Origin of the sequence: Pseudodesulfovibrio nedwellii (assembly GCF_027923765.1) — a bacterium.
Taxonomy (GTDB): domain Bacteria; phylum Desulfobacterota; class Desulfovibrionia; order Desulfovibrionales; family Desulfovibrionaceae; genus Pseudodesulfovibrio; species Pseudodesulfovibrio nedwellii.
Window position 1 is genome coordinate 438,896 of sequence record NZ_AP026709.1, and the last position, 14,469, is coordinate 453,364.

The following is a 14,469-nucleotide window of genomic DNA, read 5'->3' on the forward strand; positions in this document are numbered from 1 at the left end:
AAGCAACAACACCGGGTCAGGGGTTTTGCTCCTTGCCCGGTTTTTGTGCATGTTTATATAATTCAAGAGATTGCGGCCCATCGGGGCAAAAATATGAGGAGAGAATTCCCATGAAAGTGTATTACGAGAAAGATGCTGACCTGAATTTGTTGAAAGATAAGACTGTGGCCGTTGTCGGTTACGGCAGCCAGGGTCATGCCCACGCACAGAACCTTCGGGATTCTGGCGTCAACGTCATCGTGGCTCAGCGTCCCGGTGGTCCCAACTATGATCTTGCCAAGGAACACGGCTTTGAGCCAATGTCCGTTGCCGAAGCTTCCAAGCAGGCTGACATGATCATGATTTTGCTGCCGGATCAGCATCAGGCTGTTGTTTTTGCCAATGAAATTCTTCCGCACCTTGAAGAGGGCAACGTTATTGCCTTTGGTCACGGTTTCAACGTGCATTTTCAGCAGATCGTTCCACCCAAGGGTGTTGACTGCGTTATGATCGCCCCTAAGGGCCCCGGTCATCTTGTGCGTCGTACCTACACCGAAGGTGGAGCTGTTCCCTGCCTCGCCGCTGTTGCAACCGACGCTTCCGGCAAGGCCATGGATATTGCGCTGGCATATGCCAAGGGTATCGGCGGCACCCGTTCCGGTGTTATCGAGACCACCTTCAAGGAAGAGACCGAGACAGATCTCTTCGGCGAACAAGCTGTGCTTTGTGGTGGTTTGACTGCATTGTGCAAAGCTGGTTTTGACACTTTGGTTGAAGCCGGATATCAGCCCGAAGTTGCATACTTTGAATGCTTGCATGAGCTTAAGCTGATCATTGACCTCATGTACGAGGGCGGTATGGCCAAGATGCGTTACTCCATCTCCGACACCGCCGAGTACGGTGATTACGTCACTGGCCCTCGTATTATTACTGATGAAACTCGTGAAGAAATGCGCCGTGTTCTGAAAGACATTCAGGAAGGTAAATTTGCTCGTGATTTCATCCTCGACAATCAGGCTGGTCAGGTTGGTCTCAAGACTATGCGTCGTATCGGTGCAGAGTCTCAGATCGAAGAAGTTGGCGGTCGTCTCCGCGAAATGATGAGCTGGTTGCAGAAGTAGTTCATTTATCGACATGTATTAAAAAGGTCGGTCCCTTATGGGATCGACCTTTTTTTGTCTCCGGCAGTTGGGGTAAGGGAGGACAAAACCCTTTGAAAAGGATCTCTTCCTTCCTTATTTCAGCTCCCCATTCATCCTTTTTCTCAAATTTTATATTGCCGTTTTGTAGGTGGATATTTTGATGATGGAATAAACACTTGACCGTGGAAAGAAACGTCTATAGATCACGCAATCCAAATTTGAATATGAGGTTGTGAGATGAATATGGATGTCCTTTTTCTTGGCGTACTTATCTTTTGTGTTGAAGTTGCTGTCCTGACACTTGGGACGGTTCGTACCATGGTGACTGTGCTTGGCGAGTCGCGTGCTGCATTTTTTTTGGGGTGTTTGGAGATGACGCTCTGGGTTTTTGGTACGTCGACAGTGATGCTCAAGGTCGGTGATGAGCCTATTCTTGGCGTTTGTTATGCTGCGGGATTTGCATGTGGCAATGTGGTGGGAATCATGGCTGAAAAGAAGCTTGCGCTCGGTAATGTAGTTGTGCGTATCATCAGCGCATGGAAAGGACACTCGATTGCTCAGGCTGTGCGAGAGGGAGGTTTTATGATCACTACTGTGGCAGGGGAAGGTTCTGATGGCCCGGTTACTGTGCAATTCGTGGTCTGTAAACGAAAAGACATGAAACAGCTTTTGGCCGTTGCGCGAGAAGTTGATCCCGAACTTTTCTATACCTTTGAAACCGCAGGCGGCGCGAGTGCCATTACAAGTCCGTCTGGTAGCCGAGTTAACAAACTCCTTGGTCCTATACGTAAAGTCGTTCCGCAAATCTAATTATGCCAAAACAAGTTCGTTCAATTTCGCTGACGGCGTAATAAAAAGTTTAGGAGAGTCCAAAGAGCCCTTTTTAAAGGGGGCTTTGGTCCTGCTGAAAGCGACCGCTGGTAAGCCTCTTCCTATTCCAGTCCCAAAATTTCCTGCTTGAAGCTTTTCCCCGGACCGGGTTTTGGTCCGATCCATGTGGCGAGAATTGCGTCGGCAAAGTCCTTGCCAAGGATGGCGCCTTTGGGCTGATCGGCGACCATGATATCGGTGCCGGTAACGGGATTGTATATGAATCCCATACTTTGATTTTCCTTGATATCCGTCATCATGGCGGCCAGTTGGTCGAACTTCGCCTTGAGTTCCGGCGTGACGTTTTCCACATTGGCTTCAAGCCCTTCATACCATGCATCGATGATCTTTTTGGCCTCCACATCACGCAGGAAATGCATGAGCATCATACGAGGTTCGTCTCGTTGGAGAATCTCTGCTGGGTCAGATGATTTCTCAAGGAGATAGAGACCCGCCACATACACGTCAAAGACGAATTTTTCACGCAGAGCAATGCCGTTGAGAAATATTTGTTGGTCACCAACCATTTGAGAATCGAGCATAACCACGTCGGCTTTGCTCGCACTCGTGGCAGGGGTTGAGATAATCAAGGTCAGGAGCAGGGTCGCGAAAAGAGTGGTCAACGATCTCATTGGTTCTCCTAGGAAGCCGTTTGATGCATGAAATGGGTCAAAGCTTCATTGAATAGATCAGGTTCTTCATAGAATGGCAAATGACCGCTCTTGTCGAGGATGACGAAGCGGGCGTTCGGGATGGACCCTGCCACGTAGCGTCCTGTTGAAGGGCCGTAACACATGTGCCGGGAACGACCATATATGATGAGTGCCGGACAAGTGATTGTCGGTAGGACTGGGGTGTAATCGCGGTTGGCATAGTCTTCATATATGACCGCGGCATTTTGTGGTGATATCTTGAGCTGTTCCCGTTGCATCCAGCTGAGAGCATGGCTTGGAGCTTGTCCTGAGAGAAACATGGTGTTGGCAAACTGGTCAGTGAAGGCCGTGCGGTCTTTGAGCATGGCTTTAACGTTATCGCGCATGGCTTCAGCATTGTTCCCATGACATTTGTGGGTGTTCCATGGTGCTGGAGACATGGGGGCCGGGGCTGTTTCGACAAGTCCGATGTTTGAAAGTTTGTCCAGGCCGAATTGCGTCCAGTATTCCATGACAACCGACCCACCCATGGACCAACCAATAAGCATGACGTTTTGAAGGTGCAGTGCAATAAGGACTTCTCGGACATCGGTTGCATATCGGGGCAGAGTGTGTCCGCGTGGAGTATCCTGTGATTTGCCGTGTCCACGCAGGTCGATGGTAATAACTTGAAATTGGTCGGCCAGCGTGAGTTGGCGTCTCCAGAACAAAGAACTCATGGTCCAGCCGTGCAGCAGAACAAGAGGTCGTCCTGTGCCTTGAATGGTCACCCAGAGGCGAATGCCATCTGTGGTTTGCACCCACCCGGCGACCTGATTGTCACCAGTGCTTTCCACAGCCTCAAACAGGTCCACAACTAGTACCCTTTGGGTTTCGTCTTGATATCGATGACGGGTGTCCCGTCGAGAACTTCTAAAGGTTCCACCACAAGTGTCAGGGGTTCTTCAATGGCGACCAGTGTGACCCTGTGTAATCCAATGGGATTGGGGCGGGAGGGAGAGCGTGTGGAAAAAACTCCGCGTTGTGGTTGGGTTAGATCTCCTCGCGGGTGAACTTTGAGGGTAGTCCGATCACCTTTGTGCAACCAGGTGAACAATTCTAATTGTGCGCCGATTTCCATGGCATCCAGACCTATTTTGTACGCCGGGTCCAACTCGATACGGGCGCGCACAGCTCCCGGTTCATTTTCCATTTTTGGGGCTGTGGCAAGATCGGTTATGTCGGAATGGATGATGCCTATGATAACGAGATTGGTGTCCATGTCAGCCTCCAATGTAAATGATTAGTCGTTGAAGTGATCGAATCCTGGTGTAGTGAAGGTTTTTCCATTGACCGTGAGGCCGGGTTCTTTTGTCACTGTACCGATACGGGTAAAACCGGGTACTGATTCAGCTTTTCCGGCTTCAAAAGGAGAAACCGCGCCAAGCAGAGCATAGTCCTCACCGCCGAGCAGGGCAAATTCAACAGGATCAACGTCGATGGTCTGGGCAAAAGTTATCACGTTGCTGTTGAGGGTCTTTGTCTCAATGGTCAGGTCAGCGCCGAGTTCTGGACCAAGAAAGCGGGGAAGATCGCGTGCCAGACCGTCTGATACGTCCATAAGTCCTTTGACGCCGGCAGCGTTGAGCAGCGTGCCGATCATGACCTTCGGCTTGGGGCGCAGATGAGCAAGGACTGCGGCAGGTAAGGCTTCACGGGCTTTTGTCCCAGTGGCTTCAAGAGCCATGAGTCCCGTACGGGCTAAGCCTATGTCTCCAATAGTAAATAGAATGTCGCCGTATGCGCAGTTTTGGCGTTTGAGAAATCCGGTTGAACCAGCCACACCGAAAATGGAAATCGATATGCCGAGTTTATCAGCTTTGCTCAGGTCGCCGCCCGCCAGCACCATGTCGTTTTGGCGGGCTAACATGCTCATTGATTTGAAGAAGTCGTTCCAGAATTCGTCGTCCAGATTGGAGGGAATCATGAGGTCCATGGTAAAGGCCACGGGTTTGGCCCCCATGGCTGCAATATCGCTGACGTTCACGGCTAGGGCTTTGTAGCCAATGTCGGCTGCGGAAAAATATTCGTGTCTGAAATGGACATCCTCCAGAAAAAGATCGGAAGAGACGCAGAGGTCTTTGCCGCCAGTCAGGACAGCGCAATCGTCGCCGCGTCCCAAAGCGACGAAGTCATGGTGCCCTTTGAAATGGGTATCGATGAGTTCAAGAAATTGTGCTTCGCTTTTCATGTCATATCTCTGCAATTCAGTATGTTAGATGAGTTCGAGGTAATCCTCGATGATGACCTTGAGGCCGAATCCTGGGAAATTGACTCTACATTTATTGGGCTCGATGCGGGCGATGATTTTCCCTTTCCCGAATATTTTGTGGCGGCAGAATCCGAGTTTGGATGGATCAGTTTTAGGTGTCGTCGAAGTCTCCGATTCATTGGTCTTGGGCCGTGATAAAGGCGTTGCGCCGGTTGTGCCGCGTTTGCGTCTCTGTTCCAGGCCGCCTCCATAAGATTCATTCATCCTGTCGAAAACCGTATCGGGAAGTTCAAGGATGAACGGGCTTGGCAGGGTCGGTTCCGACATGCCGCTGGCCCGGTTGTAAACCGAGCTTGGTACAAAGAGCTTGAGACATTTCTTGGCACGGGTGCAGGCCACGTACATAAGGCGACGTTCTTCTTCAAGGTCCTCGGCGCGTTGCATGGCTTTGCGAGATGGGAACCTGTCTTCAACAAGGTCAATGATGATGACCGCAGACCATTCCAGCCCTTTGGCAGAGTGGACAGTGGAAAGCACCACGGCGTTTTCTTTGCGTTTTTCCTCTTCCGGGTCACCATCCAGGCTGAGATCGCCAAGGAATTGTTCCATGTCAGAGTAGTTGACTGCAATCTGGCTGAGTTGTTCCAATCCTGCCTGACGTTTGGGATAATCGTCCGGGTATTTTTCGGTGAGTATCGGTTGATAGAAAGCCAGAATGGATTCTAAAATAGCGGAAGGCTTGGGCGGAGTAGCACGGAGTTTATTGAGTTCTCCAAGGAGTTCTCCGAGCTGCTCGTGCTTTTGGGTCATCTTGCCAAGATATTTATTGTCGCGGGCATGAATGGCTTTGTATATTTTTGCCACGGTCTTGGGGCCGACGCCCTTGATATGATCCAGAGCGCGTTGCCATGCCAGCAGGTCATGTGGATTGAGCACCAAGCGGAGATAGGACAACACATCCTTGATGTGGGCTGCCTCATGGAATCTGATGCCACCGTATTTTTGGTAGTCGATGCCGATGCGTGTCAAAGCCACTTCGAGCGGGAAGGATTGATATCCTGCCCTGAAAAGGACGGCTATATCATGTAATGAAAATTTGCGTCGAAATTCCAGTATTTGATCCACCACAAGTTTCGCCTGACTTTGGTCACTGAGTGGGTGGACTACTTCAGGCAAATGATTGCTTTTGAGGTCGGAATAGAGTTTTTTATCAAATTTGATGGTCGCGCCCTTGAGGATTTCATTGGTCAAATCAAGGATGGGTTGGACAGATCGATAGTTCTTTTCAAGACGAATGACTTTGGCGTCTTTAAAAATTTGGGGGAATTTTAAAATGTTGGCGACGTTGGCACCACGGAATGCATAAATGGACTGGGCATCATCTCCCACGGCCATAACATTCCCTTTGTCTCCGGCCAGAAGCTTGACGATGCGAGCCTGAACCAAGTTGGTATCCTGATATTCGTCCACCATGATGTAGCGATATCTGGTCTGGAGTTGATTGCGCAGCGGCTTGTTTTCCGTCAGCAATTTGTCGACGAGAAAGAGAAGATCGTCGTAATCCATCAACGCATGGTTTCGCTTGAAATGAGCATAACCATCAGAAATTTCATTGAGATCATCTAGATAGGAATTCAGGTGGTATGCCTCTCGCTCAAGGATGGTCTCGATGGGCAATTCCTTGTTGCGGGATTTGGTGATCATGTCCAGCAGGGTGGATTTTCTCGGATAGGATCGGTCTCCTTTGCCGAGCTTGAGGCTGTCCTTGACATCCTTGCATATATTCTCGCTGTCGGCACGGTCCATGAGAGTGAATCCGTTGTCGAATCCAATGTCCATGGCATTTTGGCGTAGAGTCGCATACGCAAAAGAATGAAAGGTGCCACCAGAGGTGCCATGCAGTGAGCGGCCGAGGATCATTTCAGCTCGGTTCAGCATTTCCTGAGCAGCTTTACGGGTAAAAGTCAGGAGGAGAATTTGACTGGGGTCGACGCCTGATTCCACAAGGTGAGCCAATCGATAGACGATGGTGCGTGTCTTACCGGATCCAGCACCGGCGATGACCAGTACCGGGCCTTCGGTGGTTTGGACTGCCTCGCGCTGTGCCTCATTAAGTTCGTTTTCGAAGTCTATGCTCATTTATTTCTTAATATCAAAGTGTTGGAGTATGGTGTTGCCAATGTCGCGCATCCGTTTTGGGCGCGAGTCGTCGGTGTCGGAAAAAATTGCTCCGTCCACCGTATGTGTCCCTGTTCGTCCATGCAAACCAAATATGTCATTACGATCAAATTTTGCTTTGAGATCAAAACCAGGGTGTGGCTCACAGATAAGATCGGGTGTCTGTTCCGATTGTGTGCCGGGGTAGATTTCATCTCTGTCGTGTACAGCTTTTAGAACTGGCTCACCGTTGTACTTTAACTGGAGCAGGCCTTGTTTGATGGTGTCGATCAAACTGTTTTTATTCTCTTTTGCGACACATCCACGGGCAAAACGTCCAACCGAGTGGATGTATATACGACCGGGATCAAGGGCGAATGCCTTTGATTCAGAAGAAATTTTTGAGGCATCCCATTCGTCGGCAGGCGAGCCTGTGAGTGAGAGTAACCCCTGCTGTTTCAACAATGTGTTTATGCATACTTCGGTTTTAAGTTCCGTGAAACCGTGGTCGGCAAGCACTATTAATCGCTTTGGGCCGGGGAGTGCATCATACCGTTCAAGAAAAAGACCAATGGCGTAGTCCCAGTCTGCGAGAAAGCGCATGCACTCAAAGTGTGCCGGGTGGTCTTCGTGAAGTACTGCATCCATGAAGAAGTGAAAGAGTCGGTCAGTCTCGGTGAAGACGTGAACGAATAGGTCCCAACCAAGGTCGGGCCAGAGCATATCCAGTGCTTTTAAACGGGAGTCGAGGGTCGTGCGTAATTCAGTGAGAAGGTATTCAAGATCGTCTCGTCCCTTATTGGTATCAGCTTCCAGTTTGTAGTCGATTGATCGGATTTTTTCTTTTAAAAACGTGGGGTAAGCTGCTTTTTCAAGGTCGAGAGATACGAATCCTGATATGCACATGCCACGCAACGGGCGTACAGGATAAGTTCCCGGCAGATTAATGATACGGGATACGATGCCGTTTTCACCAAGCCGGTCGAAGATGGTCGGGCAGTCTATGTCATGGCTGTTGCTGATCCGTAGTTGATACGTGTGCGGGTCCATGTGGGAGAAACCGAAAATGGTGTGTTTTTCTGGCCCTTCACCTGTGAAGAAGGCTGTCCAGTTCACAGGTGAGAGTTCCGGCAACTCTGCTTGGACTGTGGTCGCGTGTTTTGCGAGCCTGCCAATGTTAGGCAGGCTCAGGCCGAGGCGTTTGGCGAGGTCGAGCGGTACTCCATCGAGACCGAGAACAACCAGTCGTTTACGAGATTTGGAAGAAAGCAGGATCGACATTGTTATAGTAGGGTTGTTTCGAATTTTTTTAGGAAAAATGATGGGTTGTATGACAACTTTGCTTTGCGCAATCCTTCGTCTCCCAAGTCTTGTTCTCGGTTGACATTGGTGAATCCTGCTCCGTCCTTTTCCAAAAACATCTGGTTGATGGCTTGATATACACCTTTGTATCTGACATCACCTTTTTCGAAGTGAATAACGAGGGAGTCATCACATAAGGGTTCAGCCACGGTGTAGGCAATGACTTTGCCTTCCACACGCAGGGTGGCTCCCATGAGACCGTCGATCTGGTCGATGTTGTGCAAAACACGCGTTATGGCGCGGTTTTCTGCTTTGAGGGCGTCAGACGGGTTGTTTTCTTCGTACCACTTGTACCATTCATCCTGCATTTCAAGGACTTCTTCCACACATTCAGGGGCCATGGATTCGTAGGCGTAAAGGTAATTCTTTTTGAATTGATTGAGCAGATTCTTTTTCTTGTGAAATTTCTTACCCTTGAGAGAGATTAGATCTTCCACCGAATAGATGTAATCCCAATGTTCGCGGCTTTCCTCAATGAGGATGTTGTTGCCATAAGCCACGGACCAGAGTCGTGTCAGGGCTTCAGGGACGCGGGTGAACTTTCCACTTTCGTGCATGGTTCTACAATTGGTCCAGTCGTATGCTTCCCATGGGCCGACAGGCGCCCAGAGGATGGTTTCCGGCTTGGTCTGTCGAATGAAGCATAGGTCTTTGTGAAAGGCCCATTCCAGACCATAATGTTCAGCCCAGCCAAACACATTGGCAAAGGAGAAGTCGCTGGTCAGCAGTTGAGGGCATCCAGTGAGGCAGGCGTGGTATTCTGCCTGCCGGTCCAAACTGATCGGTTCAAAATTCAGAGGCATGTATATCCCTTAGCGTCCGTTGTGGCCGTTTCTTTTTTTTATCATAGCGAAACGTTGCCAGTTTTTGAAGGTGAAGAAGTAGAGAAGGATTGAAGCCTGAACAATTTGTGAGCAAAGCATGGCAATCCATATGCCTTCGGCGTCTTTCATCAAGACATGACCGAGGCCATATGCCAGAGGGAGCCTGAGGCCCCATGTGGCCGCGCCCATGATGAACATGTTGTACATCGTCGCTCCGGCTCCGTTAAGAGCTCCGGCCAGAATCATACTGGTCAGAGTGAAGGGAATGGCGAGTACGTTCCATTTGAGATAGCTCATGGCTTGAGCAGCAACAGCTGTATCACGGGTGAGTAGGCCGACCCATGGCTCCATGAATTGCCAGACGACAAAAGAAAAAAGTGTGATTGATATGAGGCCTATTTTCAAGATTCTAAAGCCGAATTTTTTGGCTTCCACAGGCTGTCTTGCACCGAGATAATGGCCAATGAGAATACTCGCAGTCATGTTGAAGGCAAAGGCTGGGAGAAAGAGTAAGGCTTCAATACGCAAACCGATCGCCATACCAGCCAAGGCATCCACGGCGTCCCTGGGGAGGCTTGCCGTGATGATGTAGAGAACCATGTAGCCTGAATGCCATACTATTTGCATAAGTCCTGATGGCCATGCGACTTTTGCCAGATAGGGCATTGCCCGTTTCATCCAGCGCCATGGAGCAAAGCTTTCCCACTTGAGCAACCCGTGTTTGGCAAGAACTGTGACATTGAGCAACATGCCGGCGGTTATGGACACGAGGGTTGCCCACGCAAGTCCCTTGAAACCTATATTCGGTATACCGAACCAGCCAAGCCCCAGACCGAGGTCGAGGACGGTGTTCAGCACGGTGACAATGATCATGGAATACAGGGGGTACATGACTTGCTTACGTGCCCGGAATATGGCGTTGGTTATCATGAGCATGTAGTAGGATGGCAGCATGATAAGGTAGATTGTGAGGAAATATTCAGTGGTGGCGCGCATCTCCGCTGGAATTTGCAGGGCAACCAGCATGACATTTTTCAAAGGAAGACCGATGATCAGGAATGCGCCGCCCAAAACGGCAGCCAGCAGAATGCAGAGTCCCACATAGCGTTTGACCCGTCGGATAAGCCCGGCTCCCAGTGATTGGCTGATGGCGGCCACTGCGCCATTGGCAATGGCCATGGCAACAACCAGCAGAAGAAAGAATGATTGGGATATGATGCCGAGTGAAGCCTGAACTTCACGGTTAATGTGTCCGGCAACCCATACGTCAGTCATACCGATGAGAAAGTGAAAGAGCATCATCAGGAGCTGGGGCCAGGCCAGATTCCAGATGGTGCGGTACGGTGCGCGTGACATGTTTGCAGTAAGTGTGTCGGACATGGTTCAGGGGTGGTTTGCAGGCTGGCCGGGGTTGGCAGACCGTTCAATAATATAGGTCGTATTTTTGAATTGCCAAGGGGGAAGGGGGATTGTTTCTGTTATGTTTTTTCAAATAGATTGCACGGGGTATACGCTTAGTGTACGGTTTTTTTCAAGTGCTAATTTGGCGGTAAAAAACAGTCTATCCTTTGAATATTAAAAGAAGAATCCTTAATGTCTGAACTCTCTCTCAATACCGATATGCGCATTTTGGTAGTGGATGATTCCAGTACGATGCGGCGAATTCTCAAAACGTCCTTGAAGGATATTGGTTTAAAAAATGTGGTGACGGCTGACGATGGTGATGCTGCTTGGGTGATAGTCCAACAGGATTCCATTGATCTTATTCTGTCGGATCACAAAATGCCTAATATGTCTGGTGAGGAATTCTTGGCGTTGGTGCGTGGTGACGAGGACTACAAGTGCATTCCTTTTATCATGGTTACGGCAGAATCTTTTCAGGAGAATGTCATGGCGGCCATCAAGCTTGGAGTATCCAATTATATCGTCAAACCATTCAGCGCAGAGCAGTTGCGGAATAAAATTTTGAAGGTCTGTACCATTGCCTGCTAATGGTATTGCGATTTAGTGCTGATGAGGCATATCTCCTTCTTCGTGGACATGAACGTGGGTGTGAGGTTTGAGTTCTCCCGGTCTGATGCGGCCGTCACGCATGGCAATAAGGCGATCTGTTGTTGCGGTCAGAAAGTCCGGGTCGTGAGAAACGACCAATCGAGCCATATCCAGCCCCTGTAATATCTCAACAAGTCTTACTTTGGCCTCGGGGGATAATCCTGTGGTCGGTTCATCCAATACAAGTACTTCTGGGCGCATGGCGAGTATTGTTGCCAGTGCCACGAGCTTTTTTTCTCCGCCTGACATGCGGTGGGGAATCCTGTCTTCGAATTCTGACAATCCCACAATAGCCAACGCTTCACGTGCTCGTTCGGCAGCATTGTCTTTGGAGAGTCCCTGATTAAGTGGGCCAAAGGCAACATCGTCAAGCACGGTCGGGCAGAACAGCTGATCGTCGGAATGTTGGAATAAGAAACCTATTCTTAATCGGGCTTCATTAAAAATTTTGTGTTCGGTCATGGGAACGCCAAAGAGTTCCACAGTACCTTGATCAGGCGTGAGCAGTCCCATGAGGATATGCAGCATGGTTGTTTTGCCTGCACCATTAGGGCCGAACAGGCCAAGTTTTTCGCCGTGGTGTAAATGAAATGTCAATTTGTCCAGAGCGTTGCCCCGGTTTGGAAATGCGTAGCTGACGTCCTCCAGCTCGATTATCGCATGAGTCATGGTAACGCTCCGGGAAAGAACCCCAATTGAATGATACGTGCGGCGAAAAGTAGGCAAATTGCCAGGAAAATGAAATCTGTCGATTTGGTCGAAAATTCGGTCAATGAATAGAACCGGCCGTGAAAGCCACGACAACGCATGGCGCCTTGAACTCGTTCAGCTCGATCCCAGCTTTTTACCAACAGCATGCCGACAAGCCATGCGTATGAGCGGTAGGTATGTGCATTGGTTTTGGGTTTGAAGCCCCGGGCTTGCATGGCCGTGCGCATGGTCATGTATTCTTGGTGAATTACGAAAATATACCGGTAAGTGAATAGGAGTATGTGACACAGCTTATGGTTTATACCCAGTTGCTGGATGGCCGGGCCAAGATTTTGGACTGAAATAGTCCCCATAAGTGCCATGAGGGCCAAAACGATAGCATTGGACTTGATGGAGATCAGCAATGCCAAGTCTACGCCCTGTGTCGTGGCGTTAAACGGTCCAATGGACCAAAGTGCATTACCCGGCAAGGAAAAGGGTAAAAAGACCCAGAGGAAGAGAATGAAGGTGTTAACAACCATGAGTCGTTTGAGGACTTGAGTGAGTTTTAAGCGCGCCATGAATATGAGCAGGGTACCAAAGGCGAGTCCTAGCAATGCGGGCGGTTGTGAGTTCAGGATTGCTAAAGGTATGGTGAGAAGCGCACCGCAGATAAGCCGGATGCGGGGATCGATCCGGTGAATGAATGAGTTGCCTGATGCGAAATGTTCAGTAATTGCGGCCAATTTTTCTCCCATGCCCTCTGAAAATCAGAGAAATTCAGTCAGGAAATGAGGAGTAGTACAAAAGTGGGAATCGTGCAACCGGCAACGTCTTGCGACGTTGCCGGTTGCAGGAAATTATTCGGCAATCAGGCCGACTTCGGGGGCTATGGCAGTGACCGAGGCTATGGCAATCTGGAGGAATTCACCCAGTTCCAGGCCGATTTTGTCACATTCACGGATACAGTCGCGGTTGACACTGGCTGCGAAGGCTTTGTCTTTCATTTTCTTTTTCAAGCTCTTGGGCTTCATACCGTGGATCTTGGTAGGCCGTACTAATGCACCTGCGTGAACGAGGCCGGTCACGGTTTCGCCACAGCGTAGAGCGTAGTCGAAATCGGTTTCCGGTTTATCCGAGCCATTCATTTCATAGGCATGGCGGCGGATGGCGGCAAGAGCTTCATCCGGAAGTTTGCCGGTAAGCAAGTCGACGCTGTCCAAGCCATGGCGGTCGTGGATTTTTTTGGTAACTGCGTAATCGAGATCGTGCAGCAGGCCGGTGATGCCCCAAAGTTCTTCATCTTGTCCCAATTTGGCAGCCAGACCGCGCATGACGGCTTCGGATTCAAGGGCATGGTTGATGAGATTGGCTTCAGTGTTGTGTGCTTTCAGTAATTCAAAGGCTTCTTGTCGAGTTATCATATTCCTTTCCTTGAGATAATGGGGTTATGTCATAAGAGAATGCCTGAACAGTCCGGGGTGGTCCAGATACAGATTTGGGTTTGTATAATCCGTACAGATGTCAGGCGTTGTGCAGCCAACATGCGACGTTGGTGCCGGATTCTCCGGCCACAAGTTCTGGTCGACCGTTTTTACATTTGTCGAATGCGTGAGGGCAGCGTGGGTGGAATGGGCAACCCGTTGGAGGATCCATCGGACTGGGCAGATCTCCGCTCAACGGAATTCGGTGTGATTGTTTGGTTGGATCAGGGAGCAGTACGGCAGACAAAAGAGCTTGCGTGTAGGGGTGCTTGGGGGAATCGAATAAGGCCTTGCTCGGTCCGATTTCCATGATGCGGCCAAGGTACATAACAGCCACTTGATCAGAAATATGACTGACCACGGACAGATCATGTGAAATGAAAACGTAGGTTAGGCCAAATTGTGTCTGCAAGTCCTTGAGCAAGCCGAGGACCTGCGCTTGTACAGAAACATCGAGTGCCGAGACTGGTTCGTCGCAGACGATGAGTTGAGGATCAAGAGCGAGTGTCCGGGCTACTGCCACACGTTGGCGTTGTCCGCCTGAAAATTCATGAGGATACCGTTGGCCATGTTCGGGCATGAGTCCGACTAACTGGAGAAGCCCGTTGACTTTTTCCTGCCTGTCTTCCTTGGTGCCAATAGTATGAATGTCCAGCCCCTCGCGGATAATTGATCCGATTCTTTGGCGTGGATTCAGTGAAGAATATGGATCTTGAAAGATCATTTGTATTTTACTGCGCAGGGCTTTTTCTTCCCATGTCGCGAGAGCCTTATTGGCGAAGAGGACTTCGCCGCTTGTGACAGGGGTCAAACCCATGATGCATTTTGCCAATGTCGATTTGCCACAACCGGATTCTCCAACCAATCCCAGGGTTTCGCCTTTATTGACATGCAGACTGACGCCGTCCACGGCGCGGACGAGGCCGGACTGAAGTCCCAGCAGGCCACTGGTGACTTTGAAATGTTTAGTGACGTTAATGAGTTCGAGAAGCGGTGGCATGGCGT

Annotated in this window: 15 protein-coding genes; 3 read left to right on the forward strand and 12 right to left on the reverse strand. The window is 49.8% G+C overall.

Annotated features, from left to right (window positions below; all coding sequences use genetic code 11):
* Positions 1-110 precede the first annotated feature (110 nt).
* Positions 111-1,100 (forward strand): ketol-acid reductoisomerase, encoded by a 990-nt coding sequence (gene ilvC / locus SYK_RS02105; RefSeq protein WP_281761971.1) that lies wholly within the window; start codon positions 111-113, stop codon positions 1,098-1,100.
* A gap of 258 nt (positions 1,101-1,358) precedes the next feature.
* Entirely contained in the window at positions 1,359-1,931 is a 573-nt protein-coding gene (locus SYK_RS02110; RefSeq protein WP_281761972.1) for a DUF2179 domain-containing protein, read from the forward strand.
* Between the two features lie 122 nt (positions 1,932-2,053).
* Here the strand turns inward: SYK_RS02110 and SYK_RS02115 are convergent, their stop codons facing one another.
* The 8 genes from SYK_RS02115 to SYK_RS02150 are packed head-to-tail and all read right to left on the reverse strand — an operon-like array spanning position 2,054 to position 10,618.
* Positions 2,054-2,623, reverse strand: a complete 570-nt coding sequence (locus tag SYK_RS02115) for a chalcone isomerase family protein (RefSeq protein WP_281761973.1) — start codon at positions 2,621-2,623, stop codon at positions 2,054-2,056.
* Between the two features lie 8 nt (positions 2,624-2,631).
* On the reverse strand, positions 2,632-3,498 hold the full coding sequence (locus SYK_RS02120) for an alpha/beta fold hydrolase (RefSeq protein WP_281761974.1): 867 nt from the start codon (positions 3,496-3,498) through the stop codon (positions 2,632-2,634).
* A 2-nt stretch (positions 3,499-3,500) separates the two neighbouring features.
* The gene (gene tsaA, locus SYK_RS02125; RefSeq protein WP_281761975.1) at positions 3,501-3,905 is read right to left on the reverse strand and encodes a tRNA (N6-threonylcarbamoyladenosine(37)-N6)-methyltransferase TrmO; all 405 of its coding nucleotides are present in this window, start codon (positions 3,903-3,905) and stop codon (positions 3,501-3,503) included.
* Positions 3,906-3,926: 21 nt separating this feature from the next.
* Entirely contained in the window at positions 3,927-4,874 is a 948-nt protein-coding gene (gene thiL, locus SYK_RS02130; RefSeq protein WP_281761976.1) for a thiamine-phosphate kinase, read from the reverse strand.
* Between the two features lie 24 nt (positions 4,875-4,898).
* Complete coding sequence (locus tag SYK_RS02135; RefSeq protein WP_281761977.1) at positions 4,899-7,034, reverse strand: ATP-dependent helicase; 2,136 nt, start codon at positions 7,032-7,034, stop codon at positions 4,899-4,901.
* Positions 7,035-8,333: an alkaline phosphatase family protein gene (locus SYK_RS02140; RefSeq protein ID WP_281761978.1), complete on the reverse strand. Its 1,299-nt coding sequence runs from the start codon at positions 8,331-8,333 to the stop codon at positions 7,035-7,037. It lies immediately after the preceding gene.
* Positions 8,334-8,335: 2 nt separating this feature from the next.
* A complete protein-coding gene (locus SYK_RS02145) occupies positions 8,336-9,217 on the reverse strand; it encodes a DUF2156 domain-containing protein (protein WP_281761979.1) in 882 nt (293 codons plus the stop codon).
* A gap of 9 nt (positions 9,218-9,226) precedes the next feature.
* Positions 9,227-10,618 (reverse strand): MATE family efflux transporter, encoded by a 1,392-nt coding sequence (locus tag SYK_RS02150; protein ID WP_281761980.1) that lies wholly within the window; start codon positions 10,616-10,618, stop codon positions 9,227-9,229.
* Between the two features lie 213 nt (positions 10,619-10,831).
* Between SYK_RS02150 and SYK_RS02155 the strand changes: the two genes are divergently transcribed.
* Complete coding sequence (locus tag SYK_RS02155; RefSeq protein ID WP_281761981.1) at positions 10,832-11,230, forward strand: response regulator; 399 nt, start codon at positions 10,832-10,834, stop codon at positions 11,228-11,230.
* A 12-nt stretch (positions 11,231-11,242) separates the two neighbouring features.
* Here the strand turns inward: SYK_RS02155 and SYK_RS02160 are convergent, their stop codons facing one another.
* From SYK_RS02160 to SYK_RS02175, 4 genes are all read right to left on the reverse strand, one after another.
* Positions 11,243-11,959, reverse strand: a complete 717-nt coding sequence (locus SYK_RS02160) for an energy-coupling factor ABC transporter ATP-binding protein (protein WP_281761982.1) — start codon at positions 11,957-11,959, stop codon at positions 11,243-11,245.
* Complete coding sequence (cbiQ, locus tag SYK_RS02165; protein WP_281761983.1) at positions 11,956-12,738, reverse strand: cobalt ECF transporter T component CbiQ; 783 nt, start codon at positions 12,736-12,738, stop codon at positions 11,956-11,958. The genes SYK_RS02160 and cbiQ overlap by 4 nt, the downstream gene beginning before the upstream one ends.
* A gap of 102 nt (positions 12,739-12,840) precedes the next feature.
* Positions 12,841-13,404, reverse strand: coding sequence for an HD domain-containing protein (locus SYK_RS02170; protein WP_281761984.1), 564 nt, complete (start codon positions 13,402-13,404; stop codon positions 12,841-12,843).
* 100 nt (positions 13,405-13,504) lie between these two features.
* Complete coding sequence (locus SYK_RS02175) at positions 13,505-14,464, reverse strand: ABC transporter ATP-binding protein (RefSeq protein WP_281761985.1); 960 nt, start codon at positions 14,462-14,464, stop codon at positions 13,505-13,507.
* Positions 14,465-14,469 lie beyond the last annotated feature (5 nt).

What these genes read in the sequence shown, in the direction of transcription:
- tsaA (WP_281761975.1), bottom strand. Translation starts at nt 3,905, where the DNA reads ATGGACACCAATCTCGTTATCATAGGCATCATCCATTCCGACATAACC.
- SYK_RS02110 (WP_281761972.1), top strand. Translation starts at nt 1,359, where the DNA reads ATGAATATGGATGTCCTTTTTCTTGGCGTACTTATCTTTTGTGTTGAA.
- SYK_RS02115 (WP_281761973.1), bottom strand. Translation starts at nt 2,623, where the DNA reads ATGAGATCGTTGACCACTCTTTTCGCGACCCTGCTCCTGACCTTGATT.
- thiL (WP_281761976.1), bottom strand. Translation starts at nt 4,874, where the DNA reads ATGAAAAGCGAAGCACAATTTCTTGAACTCATCGATACCCATTTCAAA.
- SYK_RS02155 (WP_281761981.1), top strand. Translation starts at nt 10,832, where the DNA reads ATGTCTGAACTCTCTCTCAATACCGATATGCGCATTTTGGTAGTGGAT.
- SYK_RS02160 (WP_281761982.1), bottom strand. Translation starts at nt 11,959, where the DNA reads ATGACTCATGCGATAATCGAGCTGGAGGACGTCAGCTACGCATTTCCA.
- SYK_RS02175 (WP_281761985.1), bottom strand. Translation starts at nt 14,464, where the DNA reads ATGCCACCGCTTCTCGAACTCATTAACGTCACTAAACATTTCAAAGTC.
- SYK_RS02135 (WP_281761977.1), bottom strand. Translation starts at nt 7,034, where the DNA reads ATGAGCATAGACTTCGAAAACGAACTTAATGAGGCACAGCGCGAGGCA.
- cbiQ (WP_281761983.1), bottom strand. Translation starts at nt 12,738, where the DNA reads ATGGGAGAAAAATTGGCCGCAATTACTGAACATTTCGCATCAGGCAAC.
- ilvC (WP_281761971.1), top strand. Translation starts at nt 111, where the DNA reads ATGAAAGTGTATTACGAGAAAGATGCTGACCTGAATTTGTTGAAAGAT.
- SYK_RS02140 (WP_281761978.1), bottom strand. Translation starts at nt 8,333, where the DNA reads ATGTCGATCCTGCTTTCTTCCAAATCTCGTAAACGACTGGTTGTTCTC.
- SYK_RS02150 (WP_281761980.1), bottom strand. Translation starts at nt 10,618, where the DNA reads ATGTCCGACACACTTACTGCAAACATGTCACGCGCACCGTACCGCACC.
- SYK_RS02145 (WP_281761979.1), bottom strand. Translation starts at nt 9,217, where the DNA reads ATGCCTCTGAATTTTGAACCGATCAGTTTGGACCGGCAGGCAGAATAC.
- SYK_RS02170 (WP_281761984.1), bottom strand. Translation starts at nt 13,404, where the DNA reads ATGATAACTCGACAAGAAGCCTTTGAATTACTGAAAGCACACAACACT.